General features: G+C 68.4%; 18 protein-coding genes. 8 read left to right on the top strand and 10 right to left on the bottom strand.

The annotated features are described in order from the left end of the window. The first annotated feature begins 4 nt into the window (after positions 1 to 4). The 4 genes from trpD to MFF30_RS05070 are packed head-to-tail and all read left to right on the top strand — an operon-like array spanning position 5 to position 3,656. Positions 5 to 1,030, top strand: coding sequence for an anthranilate phosphoribosyltransferase (trpD, locus tag MFF30_RS05055; protein WP_238277329.1), 1,026 nt, complete (start codon positions 5 to 7; stop codon positions 1,028 to 1,030). Positions 1,031 to 1,039: 9 nt separating this feature from the next. Then, complete coding sequence (gene trpC / locus MFF30_RS05060) at positions 1,040 to 1,906, top strand: indole-3-glycerol phosphate synthase TrpC (RefSeq protein ID WP_238277331.1); 867 nt, start codon at positions 1,040 to 1,042, stop codon at positions 1,904 to 1,906. Between the two features lie 8 nt (positions 1,907 to 1,914). Continuing rightward, the gene (moaC, locus tag MFF30_RS05065) at positions 1,915 to 2,400 is read left to right on the top strand and encodes a cyclic pyranopterin monophosphate synthase MoaC (protein WP_238277333.1); all 486 of its coding nucleotides are present in this window, start codon (positions 1,915 to 1,917) and stop codon (positions 2,398 to 2,400) included. Positions 2,401 to 2,435: 35 nt separating this feature from the next. Beyond that, positions 2,436 to 3,656 (top strand): molybdopterin molybdotransferase MoeA, encoded by a 1,221-nt coding sequence (locus MFF30_RS05070; RefSeq protein WP_238277389.1) that lies wholly within the window; start codon positions 2,436 to 2,438, stop codon positions 3,654 to 3,656. 105 nt (positions 3,657 to 3,761) lie between these two features. On the opposite strand, the gene MFF30_RS25920 is transcribed toward MFF30_RS05070, so the two are convergent. From MFF30_RS25920 to MFF30_RS05080, 3 genes are all read right to left on the bottom strand, one after another. After that, positions 3,762 to 3,896 (bottom strand): hypothetical protein, encoded by a 135-nt coding sequence (locus MFF30_RS25920; protein ID WP_279578187.1) that lies wholly within the window; start codon positions 3,894 to 3,896, stop codon positions 3,762 to 3,764. Positions 3,897 to 3,968: 72 nt separating this feature from the next. Beyond that, positions 3,969 to 5,123, bottom strand: coding sequence for a hypothetical protein (locus MFF30_RS05075; RefSeq protein ID WP_238277335.1), 1,155 nt, complete (start codon positions 5,121 to 5,123; stop codon positions 3,969 to 3,971). Positions 5,124 to 5,126: 3 nt separating this feature from the next. Further along, on the bottom strand, positions 5,127 to 6,497 hold the full coding sequence (locus tag MFF30_RS05080) for an RsmB/NOP family class I SAM-dependent RNA methyltransferase (protein ID WP_238277337.1): 1,371 nt from the start codon (positions 6,495 to 6,497) through the stop codon (positions 5,127 to 5,129). 82 nt (positions 6,498 to 6,579) lie between these two features. On the opposite strand from MFF30_RS05080, the gene MFF30_RS05085 reads away from it, so the two are divergent. Both MFF30_RS05085 and MFF30_RS05090 read left to right on the top strand, forming a co-directional pair. Continuing rightward, positions 6,580 to 6,813 (top strand): DUF1674 domain-containing protein, encoded by a 234-nt coding sequence (locus tag MFF30_RS05085; RefSeq protein ID WP_238277339.1) that lies wholly within the window; start codon positions 6,580 to 6,582, stop codon positions 6,811 to 6,813. A 62-nt stretch (positions 6,814 to 6,875) separates the two neighbouring features. Next, entirely contained in the window at positions 6,876 to 7,184 is a 309-nt protein-coding gene (locus MFF30_RS05090; RefSeq protein WP_238277341.1) for a cupin domain-containing protein, read from the top strand. Positions 7,185 to 7,541: 357 nt separating this feature from the next. Here the strand turns inward: MFF30_RS05090 and MFF30_RS05095 are convergent, their stop codons facing one another. Continuing rightward, positions 7,542 to 8,570, bottom strand: a complete 1,029-nt coding sequence (locus tag MFF30_RS05095; RefSeq protein ID WP_238277343.1) for a helix-turn-helix domain-containing protein — start codon at positions 8,568 to 8,570, stop codon at positions 7,542 to 7,544. A 422-nt stretch (positions 8,571 to 8,992) separates the two neighbouring features. Here MFF30_RS05095 and MFF30_RS05100 point away from each other — a divergent pair, with 422 nt between their 5' ends. Continuing rightward, positions 8,993 to 10,348 (top strand): MFS transporter, encoded by a 1,356-nt coding sequence (locus MFF30_RS05100; protein ID WP_238277346.1) that lies wholly within the window; start codon positions 8,993 to 8,995, stop codon positions 10,346 to 10,348. A gap of 157 nt (positions 10,349 to 10,505) precedes the next feature. Here the strand turns inward: MFF30_RS05100 and MFF30_RS05105 are convergent, their stop codons facing one another. The 6 genes from MFF30_RS05105 to MFF30_RS05130 form a co-directional block, all read right to left on the bottom strand. Beyond that, positions 10,506 to 10,814, bottom strand: a complete 309-nt coding sequence (locus MFF30_RS05105; RefSeq protein WP_238277348.1) for a hypothetical protein — start codon at positions 10,812 to 10,814, stop codon at positions 10,506 to 10,508. Between the two features lie 465 nt (positions 10,815 to 11,279). Further along, positions 11,280 to 12,002 (bottom strand): ABC transporter ATP-binding protein, encoded by a 723-nt coding sequence (locus MFF30_RS05110; RefSeq protein WP_238277350.1) that lies wholly within the window; start codon positions 12,000 to 12,002, stop codon positions 11,280 to 11,282. Then, positions 11,995 to 14,040, bottom strand: coding sequence for a branched-chain amino acid ABC transporter ATP-binding protein/permease (locus tag MFF30_RS05115; RefSeq protein ID WP_238277352.1), 2,046 nt, complete (start codon positions 14,038 to 14,040; stop codon positions 11,995 to 11,997). Before MFF30_RS05115 ends, MFF30_RS05110 begins: the two co-directional genes overlap by 8 nt. Positions 14,041 to 14,106: 66 nt before the next feature. Continuing rightward, positions 14,107 to 14,979: a branched-chain amino acid ABC transporter permease gene (locus MFF30_RS05120; protein WP_238277354.1), complete on the bottom strand. Its 873-nt coding sequence runs from the start codon at positions 14,977 to 14,979 to the stop codon at positions 14,107 to 14,109. A gap of 202 nt (positions 14,980 to 15,181) precedes the next feature. Beyond that, the gene (locus MFF30_RS05125; protein ID WP_238277357.1) at positions 15,182 to 16,399 is read right to left on the bottom strand and encodes an ABC transporter substrate-binding protein; all 1,218 of its coding nucleotides are present in this window, start codon (positions 16,397 to 16,399) and stop codon (positions 15,182 to 15,184) included. 806 nt (positions 16,400 to 17,205) lie between these two features. Further along, positions 17,206 to 19,827, bottom strand: coding sequence for a bifunctional acetate--CoA ligase family protein/GNAT family N-acetyltransferase (locus tag MFF30_RS05130; protein ID WP_238277360.1), 2,622 nt, complete (start codon positions 19,825 to 19,827; stop codon positions 17,206 to 17,208). A gap of 145 nt (positions 19,828 to 19,972) precedes the next feature. Between MFF30_RS05130 and MFF30_RS05135 the strand changes: the two genes are divergently transcribed. Next, positions 19,973 to 20,665, top strand: coding sequence for a class II aldolase/adducin family protein (locus MFF30_RS05135; RefSeq protein ID WP_238277362.1), 693 nt, complete (start codon positions 19,973 to 19,975; stop codon positions 20,663 to 20,665). Positions 20,666 to 21,218 lie beyond the last annotated feature (553 nt).

The raw sequence follows: 21,218 nt of genomic DNA on the forward strand, positions 1-21,218 counted from the left end.
TCCCATGGAATCCTTCAAGCCCCTCCTCGCGAAGGTCGCCACGGGTGCGAGCCTCACGCGCGACGAGGCCCGCCGGGCCTTCGACGACCTGCTCTCCGGTGAAGTCACGCCGGTCCAGGCCAGCGCCTTTCTCGTCGCCCTGAAGGTGCGCGGCGAGGCCCCGGACGAGATCGTCGGCGCCGTCGAGGCCATGCGGGCGCGGATGCTGCCGGTGGCGAGCGTGCCCGGCGCCGTCGACGTGGTCGGCACCGGCGGCGATCATTCGGGCAGCTACAACGTCTCGACGCTGGCCGCGATCATCACGGCCGCTTGTGGCGTGCCGGTGGCCAAGCACGGCAACCGGGCCGCCACCTCGCGCTCGGGGGCCGCGGACGTGCTCTCGGCTCTCGGCGTCCGCATCGGACTCGCCCCCGACGAACTGAGCCTCTGCCTCGCCGAGGGTGGTCTGTGCTTCATGTTCGCACAGACGCACCACGCCGCCATCCGCCACGTGGCCCCGGTGCGGGCCGAGCTGCCGACGCGCACGATCTTCAACATGCTCGGCCCCCTGGCCAACCCGGCCAGCGTGCGCCGCCAGCTTTTCGGCGTCTCGTCGCCGGCCTGGGCCGAACCGCTCACCGGCGTGCTGGCCGAGCTCGGCAGCGACCGGGTCTGGACCGTGCACGGCAGCGACGGTCTCGACGAGATCACCGTCACGGGTCCCACCGCCGTGGTGGCGCTGGAGCAGGGCCGTATCGCCCGCTTCACCATCGACCCGCGCGACGTCGGCATCCCGCTCCACCCCATCGAGGCCCTGCGTGGGGGCGACCCGGCCCACAATGCCCTCGCCCTGGGGCAGGTCCTGGACGGAGCGCGCAACGCCTATCGCGACATCGCCGTGCTGAACGCCGGTGCCGCCCTGGTCGTCGCCGAGGCCGCCCAGACCCTCGCCGAGGGGGTCGCCCGGGCCGGCGAGGCCCTCGACAGCGGCGCGGCGCGCGCCACCCTCGGTACCCTCGTCCGCCTCTCGCATCGTCGCTCGAACACCTGAAAGCACCCCATGTCCGAGCACAAGTCGCCCGAGCCGAAATCCGGGGCCGTCCCCGAGGTCGCTCCCGCCGAGCGCAAGGACGTGCTCGCCCGGATCGAGACCTACAAGCGGCGCGAGATCGCCGAGGCGAAGCTGCGGGTGCCGCAGACGAAGCTGGAGAAGCGCATCGCCGACGTCTCGGCCCCGCGCGGCTTCGCGGATGCCATCGCGGCCCACATCGCCGAGAAGCGCCCAGCCCTGATCGCCGAGGTGAAGAAGGCCTCGCCCTCGAAGGGGCTGATCCGGGCCGACTTCGACCCGGCTGTGCTCGCGGCCGCCTACGAGGCCGGGGGCGCCACCTGCCTCTCGGTGCTCACCGACACGCCCTCGTTCCAGGGTAGGCCCGAATACCTCACCGAGGCGCGGGCGGCCTGCTCCCTGCCGGTGCTGCGCAAGGACTTCCTGTTTGAGCCCTACCAGGTGTTCGAGGCGCGGGCCTGGGGGGCCGACTGCATCCTCGTCATCATGGCCTGCCTCGACGACGAAGAGGCCGCCGCCCTGGTGGAAACCGCCGACGATCTCGGCATGGACGTGCTGGTCGAGGTGCATGATTCCGAGGAATTGGCCCGCGCGCTGCCGCTGGGCACCCGTCTGATCGGCATCAACAACCGCAACCTGAAGACCTTCGAGGTCTCGTTCGAGACGGCGATCCGCCTCGCCGAGGGCGTGCCCGCCGATCGGATCGCCGTGGCGGAGAGCGGCATCGCCGGCCACGCCGACGTCGTGCGCCTGGCCGAGAGCGGCCTTAACACCATCCTGGTGGGCGAGAGCCTGATGCGCGAGGCCGATGTGACGGCAGCCACCCGCCGCCTGCTCTTCGGCGACGCGAAGGCTTGAGGCGAAGCATGGCCGAACTCACGCATCTCGACGCCTCCGGCGCGGCCAACATGGTCGACGTCTCGGAGAAGGACGCCACCACGCGCACGGCCCGCGCGACGGGCTGCGTGGCGATGCTGCCCGAGACCCTGCGGTTGATCCGCGAGGGCGACGCCAAGAAGGGCGACGTCATCGGCACGGCACGACTCGCCGGCATCATGGCCGCGAAGCGCACCCACGAACTCATTCCCCTCTGCCACCCCCTCCTGCTGACGAAGGTCCGCGTCGATTGCGAGCCCGACGACAGCCTGCCGGGCCTGCGGGTAACGGCGGAGGTGAAAGTGCTGGGGCCGACCGGCGTCGAGATGGAGGCGCTGACCGCCGTATCGGTCGCCTGCCTGACGATCTACGACATGGTGAAGGCGGCCGATCGCGGCATGCGCATCGAAGGCATCCGGCTTCTGGCCAAGGATGGCGGGCGCTCCGGCGCTTTCCGCGCCGAGGATCAGGCTTGAGCGGCGGGTCGGCGAAGGGGAAGGCGGCCGGGGGCATGATCTCCGTGGCCGAGGCGCTGTCGCGCATCCTGGCGAGCATCCCGGGTCCGGTGGAGGCGCAGACCGTCCCGATCGCGCAGGCCCCCGGGCGGACGCTGGCCGAGAACGTGCTGGCGGTCCGCACGCAGCCGCCCTTTCCCGCCTCGGCCATGGACGGCTACGCCGTGCGCGCCGCCGATCTCGATGCGGCCCCCGCCACCCTGCGGCTGATCGGCACCAGTTCCGCCGGCCACGGCTTCGCGGGCTCGGTCGGACCGGGCGAGGCTGTGCGCATCTTCACCGGTGCCCCCGTTCCCGAGGGCGCGGACGCGATCCTGATCCAGGAGAACGCCGACGCGACGCCCGAGACGGTCACGGGTCGCGAACCCGTCCCCACCGGCCGCTTCATCCGCCCGAGCGGTCTCGATTTCCGGCAAGGTGACACTTTGCTGGCGGCCGGCGACACCCTCGATCCGCGGCGCATCGCCCTCGCGGCTGCAGGCGGCCACGGCACGCTCTCGGTCCGGCGGCGCCCACGCGTGGCGATCCTGGCCACCGGCGACGAATTGGTGGCGCCGGGTCAGCCCACGCGCTGGGATCAGATCGTGGCCTCCAACGGCCTCGCCGTCGCGGCCCTGGTCCGGGAGGCCGGTGCCGAGGCGATCGACCTCGGAATCGCCGGGGATACGCTCGAAGCCCTCGACGACGCGATCCTCCGGGCCGTCGCGGCCGATGCTGACCTCCTCGTCACCCTCGGGGGTGCTTCGGTCGGCGACCATGACCTCGTGCAATCGGCCCTCCATGCGCGGGGGCTCGACCTCGGCTTCTGGCGCGTCGCTCTGCGCCCCGGCAAGCCGTTGATGCACGGGCGCCTCGGCCGCATGGCCGTACTTGGCCTACCGGGCAACCCGGTGGCCTCGGTGGTCTGTGGGCTGCTGTTCGTGGTGCCGGCGATCCGCGCACTGCTCGGCGATCCCCTTGCGGAGCGCGACGCGTCGGAGCCGGCGATTCTCGGGTGTGACCTTCCGGAGAACGACCTGCGCCAGGATTACCTCCGGGCGCGGATCGAGACTGCCCCCGATCGGCTGCCCGTGGTGTATCCCGAGAATCGGCAGGATTCCTCGATGTTGTTCATTCTTGGATCGGCCGAAGCGCTCCTGATCCGCGCTCCACATGCGCCCAAGGCGCGGACTGGCGAGTCCTGCCGCATCCTGCGCCTCGACCGGCGCCTGCTCTGATCGAGATCGCCTGCGGGCAATCGCCCAATAGGAACACGCCCCCTCACCGGAAGGAGAGGAGGCGCGTTGCGCGCAGGCTGTCCTGCGCAATTAACCGGAACCGTATTAGACGAGGTAAAGGGTCGCCTCAGACCGGAAAACCCGGGGGCAGTGAGCCGCATCGACCCAGGCGCGCGCCTGTTCGACGCTGATCTCGCGGGCGGCAGCGATATCGTTCAGGGTCATCCAGCGTGATGTCATGATGATTCACCTCGTGATCGCGAGCTCAACGGATGAAACGCCGTTTTGTTTCGCCGGTTTTTCCGGCCCGGTTCAGCGCAGGTAGGTCACGCTGTAGAGCGTCCGCCGCAGCGCCTCCTCGCCGACCCAGACGCGCCCGTTCTCGCAGGCCTCGCGCATCCCCTCGCGCATGCGTGCGCAGTACTCGCCGGTATTGTCCTGGATCCGATACTGGCAGGTGCCGCCGACCTTGCGACGGGCGATCACCGGGCTCGCATGGTCGGCGTGCAGGTCCGGGTCCTTGGGGTCGCGGTCCTCCAGCAGGTACCAGCTGTAGCCGATGGTCGGCACCCGGCCATGGTCCAGGGCGTAATCGATCATCGCCAGGATGCGGGTGATCGCCTTCTGGCTCGGCGGCGTGCCGGAATCGCGCAACTCCACGAACTCCGCCTGGTTGGCGGCTACCCGGTAGGAGACCGGCAGCAGCGGCACGGCCAGAGGCACGCGCCGGCAACGGGATTCGACGTGGGCGATCCAGGCCGCGTTGAAGGTGTCGGTCTGGGGATGGCGTAGATGCGGTACGGTGCCGGCGAGGCTGCGGAAGCTCATCGGCCTCGGCGCGAGCCGGCTGCGGTAGCGCAGGCGCCGCAGGGTCGGATTGGCGTAGCGGTACCCGTCGTTGGAGGGCAGGTCGCGATCCTCGCAGAGCCCGCCGATATTGTAGAGGAGGGCTGCCGTATCCTCCTCGCCGCCCTCGATCTTGTCGAAGTACGGGAGCAGCTTTGGGTTACCGATGTTGGACATCTCGGCCGCGTTCCGGCTCCAGGCGATGTCGGCACGCCAGTTCGGATGGGCCTTCAGGTGCTCGCGCAGGGCCGGAATCGCCGCGAGGCGCTCAGGGTCCGCGAAGTAGGTCTTCGTGGCGACGTCCAGCGGCGCGATCTGGCGCCCGAGCCGGTGCGAAATCATGTCGGCGGTGGCGTAGGCAAAGCAGATCGCGCTCTCGCCCTGGTTCATGGGCATCTCGCGCGGGGACGGCGACAGGGCGACGTCGCGGGTGCCCTCGTGCACGTCGAAGGGGATGCGGGTCTCCACCGTCGCGCAGGTGGGATTGCGCCGATGGGTCGCCTGGAGCGGCAGGATGCGCGGATCGACCTGGGCCAGGGCCGGCAGCGCCCAGGTGGCCAGCGCCGCCGCGCAGGCGGCGATGACCGGGCCCGGAAATCGGCTGGACCGGCGGCCGCGCACCGCTCAATCCCCCCGGACGAGCCGGCTCGCGAAGAAACCGTCGAGGCCACCGCGTGTCTCCGGCGTGGCGCCGCCGAGGTGGGCCGGCAGGGTCCGCAGGTCGCCGGAAGCGTCGATGACCTCGGACAGGCCGCCGACCTCGTCCACACGCACCGCGACGCGCGAAAAATTCGGGTTGCGGGTCAGGAAGGTCGCCACCTGCGCCTCGCCCTCCTCGGGCTCCAGCGAGCAGGTGCAGTAGACGAGGTGACCGCCCGGACGGACCAGGGTCGCGGCCTTGTCGAACAGGCGCTTCTGCAGGCCGATGAGCCGGCTGACGTCGCTCTCGGTCTTGGTCCAGGCTACATCCGGGTGCCGCCGCAAGGTGCCGGTGGCCGAGCAGGGCGCATCCAGCAGGACCGCGTCGAAGGCGGCCTCGTCCGGGAGGGCCAGAGCGTCGCCGACCTGGATCTCCGCCTCCAGGCCGAGACGGGCGAAGTTCTGCGACAGGCGTTCGAGGCGCGGGCTGGATCGGTCGACGGCGAGCACCGAGGCCCCAGCGGCCGCGAGTTGCGCGGTCTTACCGCCCGGCGCGGCGCAGAGGTCGGCGACGCGATCGCCGGGCTTTACGGCGAGGAGCCGCGCCGGCAGGGCGGCGGCGGCGTCCTGCACCCACCATTGCCCCTCGGCGTAACCGGGCAAGTCCGCGACGTTGGAGCGGACCTCGTGCAGGCGCACGCTGCCGGTCGGCAGGGCCACGCCGCCGAGGCGCTCGGCCCATTCGGCCACCGAACCCCGCACCGTGATGTCGAGGGCGGCGCCCTGAAGATGCGCGGCCGCGATGGCGCGGGCGGTCTCGGGCCCGTAGGCGGCGCTCCAGCGCCGGGCGAGCCAGTCCGGCGTGTTGTCGGCCAGCGGATCGCCGGGTTGGGCCAGGATCTCGGCGCGCTCGCGCACGATCCGGCGCAGGACCGCGTTCACGAGGCCGGACAGGTGCTGGAGCTGCGGATCGGCCTTGGCGAGGCGGACCCCGAGATCGACCGCCGCGTGGTCGGGCACGTTGAGGTCGAGGATCTGCACGGCGCCGGTCGCCAGCAGCGCCACGAGGCGCGGCTGATCCTCGGGCAGCCCCTGCGACATCCGCGCGGCGAGCACCCTGCGCAGGAAGCCGAGGCGCCGGAAGGTGGCGGTGGCGATGGCGCGGGCGAGGCCCGCATCGGCGGCATCGAGCCCGGCGGTGCGGCTCGCCTGGGCAAGCGCATCCTCGAGGGCGAAGCCGCGGGTCTTGCCGACGAGGTCGGCCACCGCGCCTTGCGCGACCTGCCGCGCCGCGAGCCCCGCGATGGTGCGGTCGATCGGCGCCGACGGCGCATCCGTGTTGCGGCGTATCGCCATGAATGCCACTTCCTGAAGATGGGTCCGTTCGCGACGGGCCGTGTCCCCCTGCCCTTCCACCCGACACACCGAGATGCAAGCCATGACGAGCCCCGAGCCGACGGAAAACCGCGCCGACGAGACCCGGCCGCCGCCCGCTAAGCGTGATCTGACCCCGGAGGCCGCCCGTGCGCTCGCCGAGGCGGCCGAGCGCCGCGCCGCCATCGACGCGCGCGCGGCCGAGATCGCCACCGCCCGCGAGCGCCAAGGCCGGGGCGGACTGGAGCCGGTGCGCTACGACGATTGGGAGATCAAGGGCATCGCGGTCGACTTCTGAGAGCCGGAACGTCGTGGGCGCCGCCCCGTTGACCGCGTCCCAGTTCAGACGCGAGGACGACCATGGCGACGAAGGTTTCAGGCAGCAATGCGGGTACGGGCGCGCACGGTGAGGTCGCCCTGGCGCGGGGCCAATCGGTGGCCATGCGGATGTGGCGCGACGAGGCACCCGGCACCGACAAGCCGATGGCGAGCCGGCCCTACGAGACGGTCGGCTACGTCATCGCCGGCCGCGCCGAGCTGACGGTGAGCGGCGAGAAGGTCCTGCTGGAACCAGGTGACTCCTGGCTGGTGCCCGAGGGGGCCGAGCACACCTACACGATCCTCGAGGCCTTCACGGCAGTGGAAGCCACTTCGCCGCCGGCGCGTTGAGACCTGACTGCTAGGCACGAGGGCGGCCGGAGCGCGATTCGTGGCGCCGTTTTTCGGGCCACGGGATGCGCAGGGCGCATGCTCTCGCATCGACGGAGACCGTATCCCGAAGAAATCCGATCGGGCGTCACCGCATCTGGCATGAAACCAAGGCGAATCCGGTGGTATTCCGGCAGCTGTTGCTGAATTGTTGCTGCGAATCGCTCACGGATGATGTCGTGTCGACGTGTTGAGGTCGACGCCCGATCAATCGTTGGATCTCACGATCACGCCCGCCCGGCTTCAGCCGCGGCGGGCTCTTTTGTTTCGCGGGCGATCGTTCGGATACCGCGGCTGCGCTCGCCGGGCGCGCTCGTCTCAGGACGATAGGGGCGCCCGGTTCAAACCTTGGAACCAGGATCGCAGACAATCCGGTACAAGGTCGTCCACCACGCCGCGCTGCGGTGCGCGGACCTCGTTGCGAAGCTGCGCGGGCGCGAGGCCGTAGGCCCCCTTGAAGGCACGCGAGCCATGGCTCGGCGTCGAGAATCCGAAACGCCACATCAGCGTCGAGATCCGCACGTCGCCCCCCTGACTGAGGATCGCCGACCGCAGGCGGGCCACCCGGCGCCTTATGATCTCCTGCGCGACCCCGCCGACCGGCGCAAAGGCGCGGTAGAGGGAGCTGCGGGACAGGCCGGAGCCGGATGCGACCGCGTTCACGTCGAGATTTCGTTGTCCGAGATTCGCATCGATGAAGAGCAAGGCTCGCAGGCGCCTTGCGGCGTCGAGGTCGTCGTCGACATCCTCCGGCCAGGAACGCTCCGGCCAGGAGCGCTCCGGCCAAGACGATGGGTCGCCGGCGGGACGCAGCAATTCGGCAAGCAGGCGGCTCCCGCCGCGTGTGACATCGGGGGTGCCGAATGTCCCGCGAGCGAGTGAGAAGACCGCCTCGGCGAGGGCGGGAAAGGTGGCGCGGGGAAGAATGCACCCGTGCAGGCTGCGGATGTTCGGCACCGCTTCCTCGACCACGTCACGGGCCAGCGAGACCGTGACGTAGTCGGCATCGTACAGAACCGTGCGCTGCGGAAGCGTCGTATCGAACAGAACGGTATCGCCGGACGCGAGTACGCGCTCGTTCCCCGGGGCGCCTGCCAGCATGCGTCCCGACCGTAGGACCTGGATGTTGATGTGTTCGTGCTCGTCCCGCCGGACGCGGGGCACTTCGCGCTGATGGACAGCACCGACGATCTGCCGGTCGAACAGCAGCAGCCCGGCGGCGCGGCGCCCCAGCAAGGTCGCCTCGAACCGGTCGCCGATCCGCGACACGGTCGAACCTGCGGCATAGAGATCGTGGTAGGCCCCGAAGCTTTCTGGCCCGGCTTGGGGGAAGACGGCCTGGTTCACGGCAATCCCGTCCGCATTGCGATCGGCGACGGGCCGCCACCCCCACATCGGTGAACCGGGAGGGGCTCTGAGATCCTGCTATCCATCGCCGTCCTCACGCACCTCATGTTTGCAAGGTAGTCTGACGATTGGCAATTATAAGGCTCGCAGACACAGCACGAATTCGTGATCATTACAAAGGCGTTACGTCGATCTGACAGGAAACCCCGCTGTTTCGGGAAGAGACGCCTCGCAACGCCGAAACGTGTGTTCGATCGCCACGCTCGACTGCCTCGCAAATCGTTCCGGCATGCGACGGACATCGGTCGATCGTGATGCGAACACGCGTTGCGACGCCTGACGATTTCCTCGAAGAGGAACGATCGCGCCGGCCGATCGACGCGCGACGGCATCGCTCCAACGACCCGGCGGATGGACCATACATGAGGCCGCCGTCCCCTGAATCTCAGGACCCTGCCGGTTCCGTCCGCCTCGCGCTCCTGCTCGGTGGGATTCAGCTGCTCGCCTTCAGCGAGCGGTTCCTTCTCACCGTGGTGGCTCAACCGCTGAAGCTCGACCTGGACCTCACCGATGCGCAACTCGGTTTCCTGCAGGGCTCCGCGTTCGTGCTGCTCCATGCCCTCGGTATGCCGGCCTGGGGCGAGATTGCCGACCGGGGCCACCGGCGCGCGCTGCTCGTCGCCGGCATCCTCCTGTGGAGCGCCGCCGGCATCGCCTTCGGATTGGCGGGGCCTTTCCTGCTCCTGGTCGTCGCGCGGATGCTGCTCGGGCTCGGGCAGGCCGTGGTCGCGCCGGCTGCGCTGTCCCTGCTGGCCTACCGCTCGCCGCCCGGCCGCCTCGGACGGGGCGTGTCCTGGCTGACCGCCGGCGCGAGCCTGGGGCGCAGCCTCGCCCTGCTCGCGGGGGGAGCCCTCCTCGCCCTGCTGACCGCCATCGGGGGATTGTCTCTACCGATCGCCGGCCACCTCCCCCCGTGGCGGGCCCTGCTCATCATCGCCTGCCTCCCCAACCTGCTCGCCCTCGTGGCTGCCCTAAACATCGCCGAGCCGCCGGCGCGGCGGAGCATCCAGGCCCGGGCACGCCGCGCGCGTGCCTGGGCCTGGATGCTTCGCCATCGCACCCTCTACCTCGCCCTATTCGGGGCGGCCGCCTGCGCGGTTCTGGTGGCGCAGACCCTCGCGGCCTGGGCACCGACATTCTACGTCCGCACCCACGGGCTGACGCCCGCCGAGAGCGGCGTGCGCCTCGGCTTGGTGATGCTCCTGATCGCCCCCATGGGTCACCTTGCGGGGGGACATGTCCTCGACAAGGCAGGCGCGTCCGGCCGGCGTATCGCGGCGGTCCGGATGCTGTGCACCGGGCTGCTCCTCGTGCCGCCCTGCAGCGCGATGATGACGCTGTCGGCGAGCCTACCGGTCTCGCTGGCGGGATTCGGCTTGCTAGCGGCGGTGCTCGGCCTCACGAGTCCGGCGGCGCTGGCTTTCCTGCAGTTCCTAACCCCAGCCGCCATGCGGGGGTTCGTGAGCGCCGTATTCATCGCGGGCGTGACACTGACGGCGCTGGGCCTGGGGCCGATATCGGTCGGAATCCTCAACGACCGCGTATTTGGACCGGCCGCCGTTGGGTCGGCCATGCTGACCGTGTTCATCGCGACGGCTCTGATCGGCGCGACACTGACCTATGTTCTGGGTAGACCCGCCCGTAGGACGCGGCGGGCCTCGCTGCTCGAACCGGCGTTTGCAGAGACTGGAACCGCGGATGCCCCGCATCGGCCGTGATGCGACCCGTGTCCGCGTTCCACCGCACCGCATGGGGTGGCGAGCCACGTCCAAGCCCTCAAGCACTCCATCCGCGACGGGACGTCCAGCCGACCGGCGCATGTGATGAAGAGGGACGGGCGCGAACCGATCGCGAAAAGCTTCCGGCAAGCGGTTCTCAGCCGCGCGAAGCGCGCGTCTCCCAGCCCGTTCGGCCCTCGGCCATTCCATGTTGCAGGAAGTGCAGGAGCGGACAGACGCGGATCGCGGCGACATCCGGATTCGCGTCGAGATAGCCATGGGTACTGAAGTCCGGACCCGGATCGTTGCGATCCTTCCAGCCGATCAGAAGGTAGTGTTCGATCGGGCTCAGATCGTGCGCAGCAACTTCCGGGTAGACGCGAATATAATACGCCTCATCGAAGTACCGTAATGCTGGTTTTCGACCGCCCTTCGAGCGTAAACGAATTCTTTCGACAAAAGACATCTATGGTCTCACGAACACCAAGCGTGTGCTGACGGTGCTCGATTCATACGTCGACAACTTCGCACCAACAATTAGCACGCCGTCCGTTTTGGTTGTCGGTGCGTCCCAAAATCCAGGCTCGAACCCGAACGGAGCCGATGCTTGCTGTGAGACCGCGTCGAGCCCGATCTATGGGTCGAGCCCAACTGAGGGATATAGGCTCGCACTAGAGCAGGACGGCGCGCTGCGGCGGGCCTGGCTCGGCCATCGAGCGTCTGGCGATGAGGCCCGTCCCGCCGGTCCATCGGCCCGCTTTCCGCGCGCAGGACGAACGGCAGGGCATATTCGGCAGCATCCGAGCCCCGACGGTGAGCCGCCACCGGCGCGACGGCCCACCGGGTCACGATCAATCCGTCCGCATCACGGGGGAGGCCCGGAGGGTGGTTCGCCCGGGCGCTCGATCGCGAGGAACGGATGCCTGTCGCTTTAGTGACCGCCGCCCAGATAGGCCGCCTGAACGGCAGGATCGTCCCGCATTTGCGCGGCGGGCCCCTGGAACCGGATCCGGCCGTTCTCCAGCACGTAGGCGTAATCGGCGACCCCCAGGGCCGCCATAGCGAACTGCTCGACGAGGAGCATCGTGACTTGCTCCTCCTTCAGCCTGCGGATGGTGCGAAACACCTCCTCGACGAGCTTGGGAGCGAGGCCCATCGAGGGCTCGTCGAGAAGGAGGATATCCGGGCGCAGCATCAGCGCCCGGCCCATCGCGAGCATCTGCTGCTCGCCCCCCGACAAGGTTCCGGCAAGCTGGTGACGCCTCTCCCGGAGGCGCGGAAACAGCTCGAAGGCGCGCTCGCGGTCGGCCGCCACATCGCCCTTGGGGCGGGCGCCCGTCAGGCGTGGGAAGGCGCCGAGGGTCAGATTGTCTTCCACGCTCAGCGTCGCGAAGACGCGACGGCCCTCGGGCGAGTGGGCGAGGCCCGCACTCGCCACGTCATGGCTCTCGAGGCCCCCGACCTCGCGGCCGTTCAGCCGGATCGATCCGCTGCGTGGGCGGATCATGCCGGAGAGCGCGCGCATGGTCGTGGTCTTTCCGGCGCCGTTCGAGCCGATCAGGGTCACGATCTGTCCCTTGGGCACCTCGAACGAGAGTCCGTGCAGGACTTCGATCTGGCCGTAGCCGGCCGAGAGGTTCGTCACCTCAAGCATGGGCGGGCTCCTGGTCTGAAACGGGACTGCCGAGATACGCTTCGATGACCTTCGGATCCTTCTGGATCTCGCGGGCACCGCCCTCCGCGATCTTGTGGCCGAAGTCGAGCACGCTGACGCGGTCGCACAGGCCCATCACCACGTCCATGTGGTGCTCGATCAGGATCACGGTGATGCCGGCGTCGCGGATCTTGCGGATGATCGCGGTGAGATCGGCGATATCGGGTGCCGTGAGGCCGGCGGCGGGTTCGTCGAGGAGGAGGAGGACAGGGTCGAGGGCGAGTGCGCGCGCGATCTCGAGCAGCCGCTGCTTGCCGTAGGGAAGGTTGCGTGCCTCGACCTGCGCGAGGCCGCCGAGACCCATGAAGTCCAGGATCGCGACCGCGCGGACCCGCGCCTCCCGCTCCTCCCGGCGACGCCGGGGCGTGCCGAAGATCGCGTCGACGATGGTGCCCTTGAAGGTGTGGTGCAGGCCGACGAGCACATTCTCTAAGGCCGTCATCTCCCGGAAGAGCTGAACGTTCTGGAAGGTGCGGGCGACGCCCGCCGAGGCGATCTCGGACGGGGTCCGTCCGTTCAGCCGCTGCATTCCCCCGTCCCGCGCCAAGGTCACCGAGCCGCCGGTCGGGATGTAAATGCCGGTGAGCACGTTCATCATCGTGCTCTTGCCCGATCCGTTCGGCCCGATGAGACCGTGGATCGTGCCCGGCCGCACGGCGATGTCGACGCCCGCGAGGGCCTTGAGGCCGCCGAACTGCATCAGGACGGACTCGATCTTCAGGAGCGGATCCGCGTCGGCCCCGCCGCGCTGCGCGACGAGGGCCGCGCCCTGCGCCGTCAGGACCCGGCCCTCAGCGGTATGGGCTGGGCGCAGAGCCGGGATCTTGTCACGCAGGAACCCCACGATGCCGTCGGGCAGGTAATAGACCACGAACAGGATCATCAGGCCGAACACGGTCAGGCGGAAATCCGTCACCGATTGCAGGGCGAGCGTGGCGGGCAGGAACAATACGCAGAGCACGACCGGCACGAGGATGGCGTACCGATTCTCCTGCCGGCGCAGGAACGCGCGCACGCCCACCACGAGGGCGGCCAGGGCGATCGCCCCCGCCATCATGCGGACGAGTTCGATATCGGCCAGGATGTTGGGCATCATCACGATGATGGCGGAGCCGATCAGTGGCCCGGCTCTCGACTTGCGCCCGCCCATCGTCACCGCGAGCAGGAACAGCACGGTCAGTTCGAAGCCGTAGGAGTTCGGGGCGACGTAGCGCTCCGACCACGCGAACAGCGCGCCGGCGAGCCCCGCGAGGGCCGCTGAGATGACGAAGGCGTAGACCTTGTAGCGATAGACGCTGACGCCCATGCAGTCGCAGGCGATCGGCGAGTCGCGCAGGGCCTCGAAGGCTCGACCGAACGGCGAGCGCACGACCCGGTTCACCACGACGATCGTCAGCAACAGCGCGGCGCAGACGAGATAGTAGAATTCCAGCTTGCGCCCCGCGGCGCCCCACGGCGACGACATGCCGATCAGCGAGAAATCGAGGACGCGCGCCGGCGGCAGCGTGATGCCGAGGGGGCCGTTGGTGAGGGGCGTCAATTCGTTGATGAAGATCTGGATGATGGTGCCGAAAGCGAGTGTGACCATCGCCAGATAGGGGCCCGTCACGCGCAGGGCCGGGACCGCGAGCAGAAGCCCGAAGACCGAGGTCACGGCGGTCCCGGCGATCAGCCCGGACCAGAGGCCGAGTTTGAAGTGCAGGAACAGTACGGCCGCCGAATACGCGCCGATGCCGAACAGGCCGGCATGCCCGAGACTGACCTGCCCGGTATAGCCGACGACGATGTCGAGACCCAGGATGAGGATCGCATAGATCGCGATCACGACCAGTAGGTGGATGTAATAGGAACTCGTCACCACGTGCGGGAAGGCGGCAAGGAAGACGACGAGGAGGACGGCGCCGAGGAGGCCGACATGGCGGCCGAGCCTCGGCGCGGCGGCGGGCGTCGCCGCCGGTGCGAGGGTGGACTGAGCCATGGCGTCAGGCTCCTGCTGGCTGGATGCGGGGGAACACGGGAGGGCGGGGAGCGAGGAGGGGCACGCTCAGACCTTCTTGATCACGGCCTTGCCGAACAATCCGACGGGGCGGATCGAGAGGACGACGAGGAGGAGGATCAGACCGGGCACATCCTTGTAGCCGGTCGAGATGTAGAAGCCGGTGAGCGTCTCGGCGACACCGAGGATCAGCCCGCCGACGATCACGCCGAGGCCGGATTCGAGCCCTCCGATGATCGCGACCGCGAAGGCCTTCAGGGCCAGCACCGCCCCCATGGTCGCACCCGTGAGGGTGACGGGTGCAACGAGAACGCCCGCGAAGGCGGCCGTCATGGCGCTGATCGAGTAGGAGAGCGTGATCACCTTCTGTGTGTTGATGCCCATGAGGCCGGCGGCGTCGATGTCGTTCGAAGTCGCAACGACGGCCTTCCCCCAGATCGACTTGCGATTGAAGATCTCGACCGCGAGCATCATCAGGAGGGCGCCGGCGACGATCAGCAGTTCCATCGGCAGGATCCGGGTGTCGCCGACCTGGATGGCCGCCTCGGGCAGGGGTGAGGGAAACTTCAGGTCGTCGCGGCCCCAGATGTTCTCCGCGACGTTGCGGAAGATGATCCCCAGCGCGATCGTGGCCATGATCCATCCGTACTCGGACTTGATCTTGACCGCGGGCCTGACGCCGAGCCGCTCGACCACGGCGCCGAGCGCGAAGCCGAAGACGAGGACCAGCGGAATCATCAGCCAGTACCCGACGATCGGCACCAGGGTCAGGCCGAACAGGGCACCGAGGGCGAGCGCCTCGCCCTGACCGAAATTCAGCGTCTTCGAGGTGGCGAAGGTGAGTTGATAGCCGAAGGCGATCGCGGCGTAGATCATGCCGACGGCGACGCCGGACGCGATGAGCTGAAGGAAGATGGCCATGAGCGCGTTACCGTAGAGGGTGAGACGTCGGTGTAGATGCAGGACATCGAGTCCTGGGAAGGCCAGAACCCGGTTCGGTTCATCGTCGCTCCAATGCCCGGGGACGGCGCGTCTCGCCAAACCTGGCGGACGGCCGTCGCTTGGTCCGATTCACGGGTCTTTCACGAAGGCCGACGGCCCTTTGAGAGACCCGCGAAACGTCTCAGTTGGCCGACTTTTCCTTCACGCGGACGACGCCCGCGTTCTTGGCATCCTCTTCCTTGGCGTAGACGATCTTGCCGTCCTGCACCTTGCCGAACACCACCATGTTGCGCGTGATCGCGTTGTGGTCCTTGGCGGTGAAGGGCTTCTCGTAGGTCGTGACCACGCCCTCGACGCGCTCGTTCAGGTTCTCGAGCGCCGCCCGGATCTTCGCCCCGTCGGTGGAACCGGCCTGCTTGATCGCCGCGGCGAGCAGATAGACCGAGTCGTACCCTTGCGCTCCGGCGACCGGGGTCGGAATCTTCGAGACGCCGTAGGTCTTGTAGTAGTTCTCCAGGAAACTCTTCCGCTTGGGCAGCGTCTGATCTTCGATGAAGGTCTGCGGCATCATCACGCCGTTGCCATTCGCGCCGGCGATATCGAGGAAGCTCTGCATCGAGGAGGGCCAAGAGGTGATCATCGGCACCTTCCAGCCGAGCTTGGCCATTCCATTCGCGATCTGCGCGAGTTCGGGCCCGATCCCGTAGGCGAGGATGACGTCGGCTCCGGCCTGCTGCGCCTTCAACAACTGGGCCGTCATGTCGACGTCCTTGATGTTGAACTTCTCCACCACGACCGGCTTCACGCCCTTGGTGGCGAGGTACTTCTCGATGTCCTCGCGGCCGAGCTGGCCGTAATTCGTCGAGTCGGCGAGGAGCGCGATCTTCTTGAAGTTCCGGGCCAACGCCTCGTCGACCATCATGCCTGCCTGGAGCACGTCATAGGCCGAGTTCCGGAAGACGTAGTTGGCGTCGTAGTCCGGCTCCTTGAACTGGTTGGTGATGATCGTGCCGGTGGCGACGTTGTTGAAAACCGGAATTTCCGCTTCCTGGTAGAAGCGCTGCGCGGCCAGAGCCACACCGGTGTTGATGAAGCCGATGGTGGCGGCGACTTTTTCCTTGTTGATCAGTTCCTGGGCGACCTGAGCGCCGACCTCGTTCTTGGCTTCGTCATCGCGCTCGACCAGCAGCAGCGGACGTCCGAGCACGCCACCGGCCGTGTTGATCTCCGCGGCCGCGAGGCGTGCCGCGTCCCGCATCGAAACACCCATGGCCGAGGAACCGCCGGTATAGGGCCCGGTCACACCGATCTTGATCGGGTCGGCCGCGTAAGCCGGGAACGCCGCAAACGTGGTGCAGACGAGCGCACCCAAGAGTACGCGTCTCTTCAGCGTGATCATATTCTCTCCCTCGCTCCGACCGCATGCCCTTCAGGGTGGCATTTTGTATCGAATCCTCAGTATTCCTGACGCAAGAGTTATAATTCTGTCAAGGCATAGAAGCGCTTCGGTCCGTTTGATTATGCACCGGAAAATAGCCGTGCTCGCGGATTAATTTTTGAATTTCATTTCCAGTCGATGCGTACTCTCGACAAGCGTCGATTTCAGTAAAGTGTTTCCTTTACGCGACCCTGAATAGCGCGCGAATCCGCCATCACAAGATGAAGCGAGCCATCATAAATCCAGGTCGTCAGCCCGCTAAAGGAAGCAGGAAGCAGGATTTTCTAAAATACATAATAGCTTTTCTACAAACACAGCGAAAGCATATCACCTTCGATATCCCAACCACACCGGGCCATCATCGATCACATAGCCTTACCCGGATCGACGGCGGAAATTCGATGCTTATCTACGATCAATCTCGATGAGCCGGGCGAGCTTGGGGACCCGACGCAATTTCGAGATACTTGAGACCGAAGCCAATCTCGGATTGATTTCGCTGACTTGGTCCGACGCAGCGGCGCGCTCCCTGGCTCGACGGCGGTCACTCGGATCAGCGCAAGCCTCTCGGGACCGGCGAGCAAGTCGGCGACCAGGTCGGTTCAAGTCCACGGGACCGCCCCCACGGCGCCAGCGTCAGGAACCCCCGCAAAGTGGCTTCCACGCCGGGGCGCACGCATACGCGCGCCGCGTGCCGGAATGCCGGCCTCTGCGGTCGGTCGCAATCCCGACGCGACCCGCCCGGTGAGAAGTCCGGACCGATCCGCCTAGAGGGTGAGCGACACCTTCACCACGCCGCCATCCTCCTTGTCGGGGCGGGTGGTGAAGCCGAGTTGCCGACAGACCGTAAGCATCGGCCGGTTCTCGCGCAGAACCGTCCCCTCCACCCGCGACAGCCCCTCGACCCGGGCCCAGTCAATCATCAGGCTCATCAGGGCGAAGCCGAGGCCGGTGCCCTTGCGGTCGCCGCGGATGAGAATGGCGTATTCCCCGCTCTCGTGATTGGCGTCCGCGTGCAGACGAACGGCGCCGAGCATGAGCCCGCTGCCGGCGTCGATCGCCACGAAGGCGATGGCGCGGGCGTAGTCGAGCTGCGTGAGCTTGGCCAGGAACGCGTGGTTGAAGTCGCGCACCGGGGCGAAGAAGCGCAGCCGCAGATCCTCCGCGCTCACCGACTGGAAGAAGGTAAGGAACAGGGCCTCGTCCTCGGGCCGCACCGGGCGCACCGTCACGGTCTCGCCCTTCAGGGTCAGCTGGCGCTCCCATTCCACCGGGTAGGGCCGGATGGCGAAGCGCGGATGGTAGGCCCCGCGCGACCGCCGGCCCGCCGCCTCGGGCGCAACCATCACGCGGGCGTCGAGGGCGACCGCGCCGCGCGCGTCGGCGAGCAGGGGGTTGATGTCGAGCTCGCGCACCTCCGGGCAGTCGGCGGCGAGTTGCGCGAGCTTCACCAGCACCAGGGCCACCGCGTGCCGGTCCGCGGCGGGCACGTCGCGGTAGGCGGCCAGCCTCCGGGCGACGCGGGTGCGGTCGATGAGCTCGGAGGCGAGCCGGAGATCGAGGGGCGGCAGGCCCAGCGCGCGGTCGTCGATGACCTCGACCGCCGTGCCGCCCCGCCCGAACACCACGACGGGGCCGAAGGTCGGGTCCTCGGCGAGGCCCGCGATGAGTTCGCGTTGCTGGCCGCGCCGGATCATCGGCTGGACGGCAAACCCCATGATGCGCGCTTCCGGTGCGAGGCGCCGGGTCCGGGCGATGATGTCGGCGGCCGCCGCCCGCACATCGGCCTCGCTGGTGAGGTCCAGGCGCACGCCGCCGACGTCGGATTTGTGAACGATGTCGGGCGAGACGATCTTGAGGGCGACCGTGCCGCCGCCGGCGATGATACCCCAGGCGGCGGTGGCCGCCGCATCGACGTCGGGAGCGAGCGTGAGCGGCACGCTGTCGATGCGATAGGCGGCCAGCAGCTCCGACACCGCCAGTGGGTCGAGCCAGGTCTGGCCGTTGGCAAGCGCGCGGGCCACGATGGCGCGGGCGGTCTCCACGTCCGGCGAGAAGCCGCGGGGCAGCGAATCCGGCGTGCGCATGAGGTCGTCCTGCGCCTCGCGGTAGCGCACGAGGTGCAGGAAGCCCTCGACCGCGTCGGAATCGGTGGGAAAGCGCGGAATGCCGGCCTCCGCGAGGCGGCTCGCGGCCCCGGCCTCTTCGCCGATCGTCACCGCGAAGACCGGCTTCTTGCGCGACCCGCTCCGGCGCACTTGCGTGACCGTGTCGGCGATCGCGGCGGCGACCTCGGTGCTGTCCGAGCGGGCGGTCGGCACGTGCACGGCCAGCACCGCGTCGTTGCCCGGGTCGGCCAGGAGGGGCCCGAGGGCCGCCGCATAGGCCTCGGGGCCGGCGGCGACGCCGAGATCGACGGGATTGCCGAGGGTGCCGGCGGCCGCCAGCGTCCCGCCCCGGTCGGCGAGGCGGTCGGCGGCCAGGGCGCCGATGCCGCGCCCGTTGCCCAGGATCGCGAGGCGATGGCCCGGAAAGGGTCGCTGCCGGCCCAAGGTTTCCACGGCGGAGAACATCGCGTCGAGGCTGTCGACGGACAGGAGGCCCGCCCGGCGGAAGGCCGCTTCGTAGACGGCGTCGGGCCGCGCCAGGGCGCCCGTATGGGTGGTGATCGGGCGGGGCGCCGCCCGATGGCGCCCGGCGCGCAGGATGACGACCGGCTTGGCCCGGGCGGCGGCACGGGCCGCCGACATGAACTTGCGTGCATCCGTGACCACGTCGAGGGAGAGCAGGATCGCGCGGGTGCGGATGTCGGCGGCGAAGTGATCGAGGCAATCGGCGACATCGATGTCGCAGGCGATCCCGAGGGACATCACCGCCGAGAAGCCGACGTGGCGCCGGGCCGCCCAGGCCACGATCCCGGCCGCCACGGTGCCGGATTGCGAGACCAGGGCGAGATCGCCGTCCTTCGGCGGGAGGGCGAGCAGGCTGGCGTCGAGATGGGCCCCCGGAACAGAGAGGCCGATGCTGCCCGGTCCGAGCAGGCGCAGGCCGGTGCGGCGCGCCGCGGCGCGCGCGGCCTCGCACAGGTCGCCGCCGACGTCCGGCGTGAGGATGACCGCGGTGGCCGCGCCCCTGCGGCCCGCCGCGGCGACGTGATCGGGGATCGCGCCGGCCCCGGTGGCCAGGACCACGAGGTCCGGCGCCTCTGGCAGGTCGGCGAAGCCCGCGAAGTGGCCGGCGCCCGAACTGATGCAGCGGATCGGGTTCGGAAACCCGCCACGTTCGAGGTTGGCCAGCGCCGCCGCTGCGAGGCCGTCGGGTCCATCCTCGAGCCCGGCGAGGGCGATGGCGCGCGGGGCGGTCAGCGCCTCGAAGCGGTACGTGCTCATCGGACGGACAGCCTCATGAATCGATGACCCTGGATCCGCAGACCCTGACGGAACCTCCGGGTCGGAGCCCGGGACGGGATGTTGCGTCGCACGATGTTATAGAGCGGTCGAGCGCCCGATGCAGGGCTTCGCTCAGGAGATTCACATGCCCGAGACCGTTCCCCCGCAAGATCCCGGCGCGCGCTCCGAGGCGTCCATCCGCGCAAGCATCGTCGCGGCGATGCGGGACCTCATCGGCCTCGGCCTGAGCCAGGGCACCTCGGGCAACGTCTCGGCGCGGTTCGGCGACGGCTTCCTCGTCACCCCGTCGGGCATCCCCGCCGAGCGGTTGCGCCCCCAAGACATCGTCGCGATGTCCTGGGACGGCGCCTTCAGCCATGCCCTCGCCCCGTCGTCGGAATGGCGCTTCCATCGCGACATCCTCTCGGCACGGCCCGAATTCGGGGCGGTCGTCCACGCGCATCCGACCCACTGCACGGCGTTCGCCATCTGCGGCCGCGCGATCCCGGCGATCCACTACATGATCGCGGCGGCCGGGGGCCCGACCATCCGTTGCGCGCCCTACGCGCCCTACGGAAGCCAGGAACTCTCCGACGCCGCCCTCGCGGCTCTCGAAGGCAGGGCCGGCTGCCTGCTGGCCAACCACGGCATGATCGCAGCCGGAACCGACCTGACCAAGGCGCTCTGGCTCGCCGTCGAGATGGAAGCCCTCTGCCACCAATACGCCGTCGCCCTGCAAGTCGGCGCTCCCGTGATCCTCAGCGACGACGAGATCTGGCGGACGGTGGAACGCTTCAAGTCCTACGGGCTACGCGAGACCACCAGCAACTCAGAGTGATCGGCCCTGGCCTCAACCTCGTAATCCGGCGCCCGAGCCTCCACGAAGACCGACGCGACGCGAGGTCTAAGTGGTTTTCCGGCGACACCGCCTTTGGAAAACGTGCGGAAACCCTTCCGGCAACGAAGGCTTCTACGCTCCCAGAGCAATCGCACTTTGTATTTTTGATCCGCGAAAGGTCAGATTTGGCGCTAGACGAACAGGTGGCGAAGTTCGTTCGTTGGCCGGTCGCTTCTGAACGTTTCCCGCTCACACCTGAGCCCCTTTCGTTCAAAATAAGACCCAAAACCTGAATCCCAGATCGGTTTCCTATTATTAAATTTGTGGCCGTCACGCCCCGTTGGCGAAGTTCGCGAAAAGCCTGCGAAATCAGGGCTGGCTTTCCAGAACGATCAGGATTCATTTGAAACTTTTTAGATCATTCTTGTCACGCACCACCTGACAGAGATGAAAAACTGCCGTCCTCTTGCGCTCTTGCTTGCAACATCATAGTAGGCAGTAAGTCACAACCTTGAACTCAGAGGCCGACTGCTTGAAGGGTACGCCGCCCGGG

The organism is Methylobacterium goesingense (assembly GCF_022179225.1).
GTDB lineage: Bacteria > Pseudomonadota > Alphaproteobacteria > Rhizobiales > Beijerinckiaceae > Methylobacterium > Methylobacterium goesingense.

Coding starts and splice junctions, on each gene's coding strand:
- trpD (WP_238277329.1), top strand. CDS start 5: ATGGAATCCTTCAAGCCCCTCCTCGCGAAGGTCGCCACGGGTGCGAGC.
- trpC (WP_238277331.1), top strand. CDS start 1,040: ATGTCCGAGCACAAGTCGCCCGAGCCGAAATCCGGGGCCGTCCCCGAG.
- moaC (WP_238277333.1), top strand. CDS start 1,915: ATGGCCGAACTCACGCATCTCGACGCCTCCGGCGCGGCCAACATGGTC.
- MFF30_RS05070 (WP_238277389.1), top strand. CDS start 2,436: ATGATCTCCGTGGCCGAGGCGCTGTCGCGCATCCTGGCGAGCATCCCG.
- MFF30_RS25920 (WP_279578187.1), bottom strand. CDS start 3,896: ATGACATCACGCTGGATGACCCTGAACGATATCGCTGCCGCCCGCGAG.
- MFF30_RS05080 (WP_238277337.1), bottom strand. CDS start 6,497: ATGGCGATACGCCGCAACACGGATGCGCCGTCGGCGCCGATCGACCGC.
- MFF30_RS05085 (WP_238277339.1), top strand. CDS start 6,580: ATGACGAGCCCCGAGCCGACGGAAAACCGCGCCGACGAGACCCGGCCG.
- MFF30_RS05090 (WP_238277341.1), top strand. CDS start 6,876: ATGGCGACGAAGGTTTCAGGCAGCAATGCGGGTACGGGCGCGCACGGT.
- MFF30_RS05100 (WP_238277346.1), top strand. CDS start 8,993: ATGAGGCCGCCGTCCCCTGAATCTCAGGACCCTGCCGGTTCCGTCCGC.
- MFF30_RS05105 (WP_238277348.1), bottom strand. CDS start 10,814: ATGTCTTTTGTCGAAAGAATTCGTTTACGCTCGAAGGGCGGTCGAAAA.
- MFF30_RS05110 (WP_238277350.1), bottom strand. CDS start 12,002: ATGCTTGAGGTGACGAACCTCTCGGCCGGCTACGGCCAGATCGAAGTC.
- MFF30_RS05115 (WP_238277352.1), bottom strand. CDS start 14,040: ATGGCTCAGTCCACCCTCGCACCGGCGGCGACGCCCGCCGCCGCGCCG.
- MFF30_RS05120 (WP_238277354.1), bottom strand. CDS start 14,979: ATGGCCATCTTCCTTCAGCTCATCGCGTCCGGCGTCGCCGTCGGCATG.
- MFF30_RS05125 (WP_238277357.1), bottom strand. CDS start 16,399: ATGATCACGCTGAAGAGACGCGTACTCTTGGGTGCGCTCGTCTGCACC.
- MFF30_RS05130 (WP_238277360.1), bottom strand. CDS start 19,827: ATGAGCACGTACCGCTTCGAGGCGCTGACCGCCCCGCGCGCCATCGCC.
- MFF30_RS05135 (WP_238277362.1), top strand. CDS start 19,973: ATGCCCGAGACCGTTCCCCCGCAAGATCCCGGCGCGCGCTCCGAGGCG.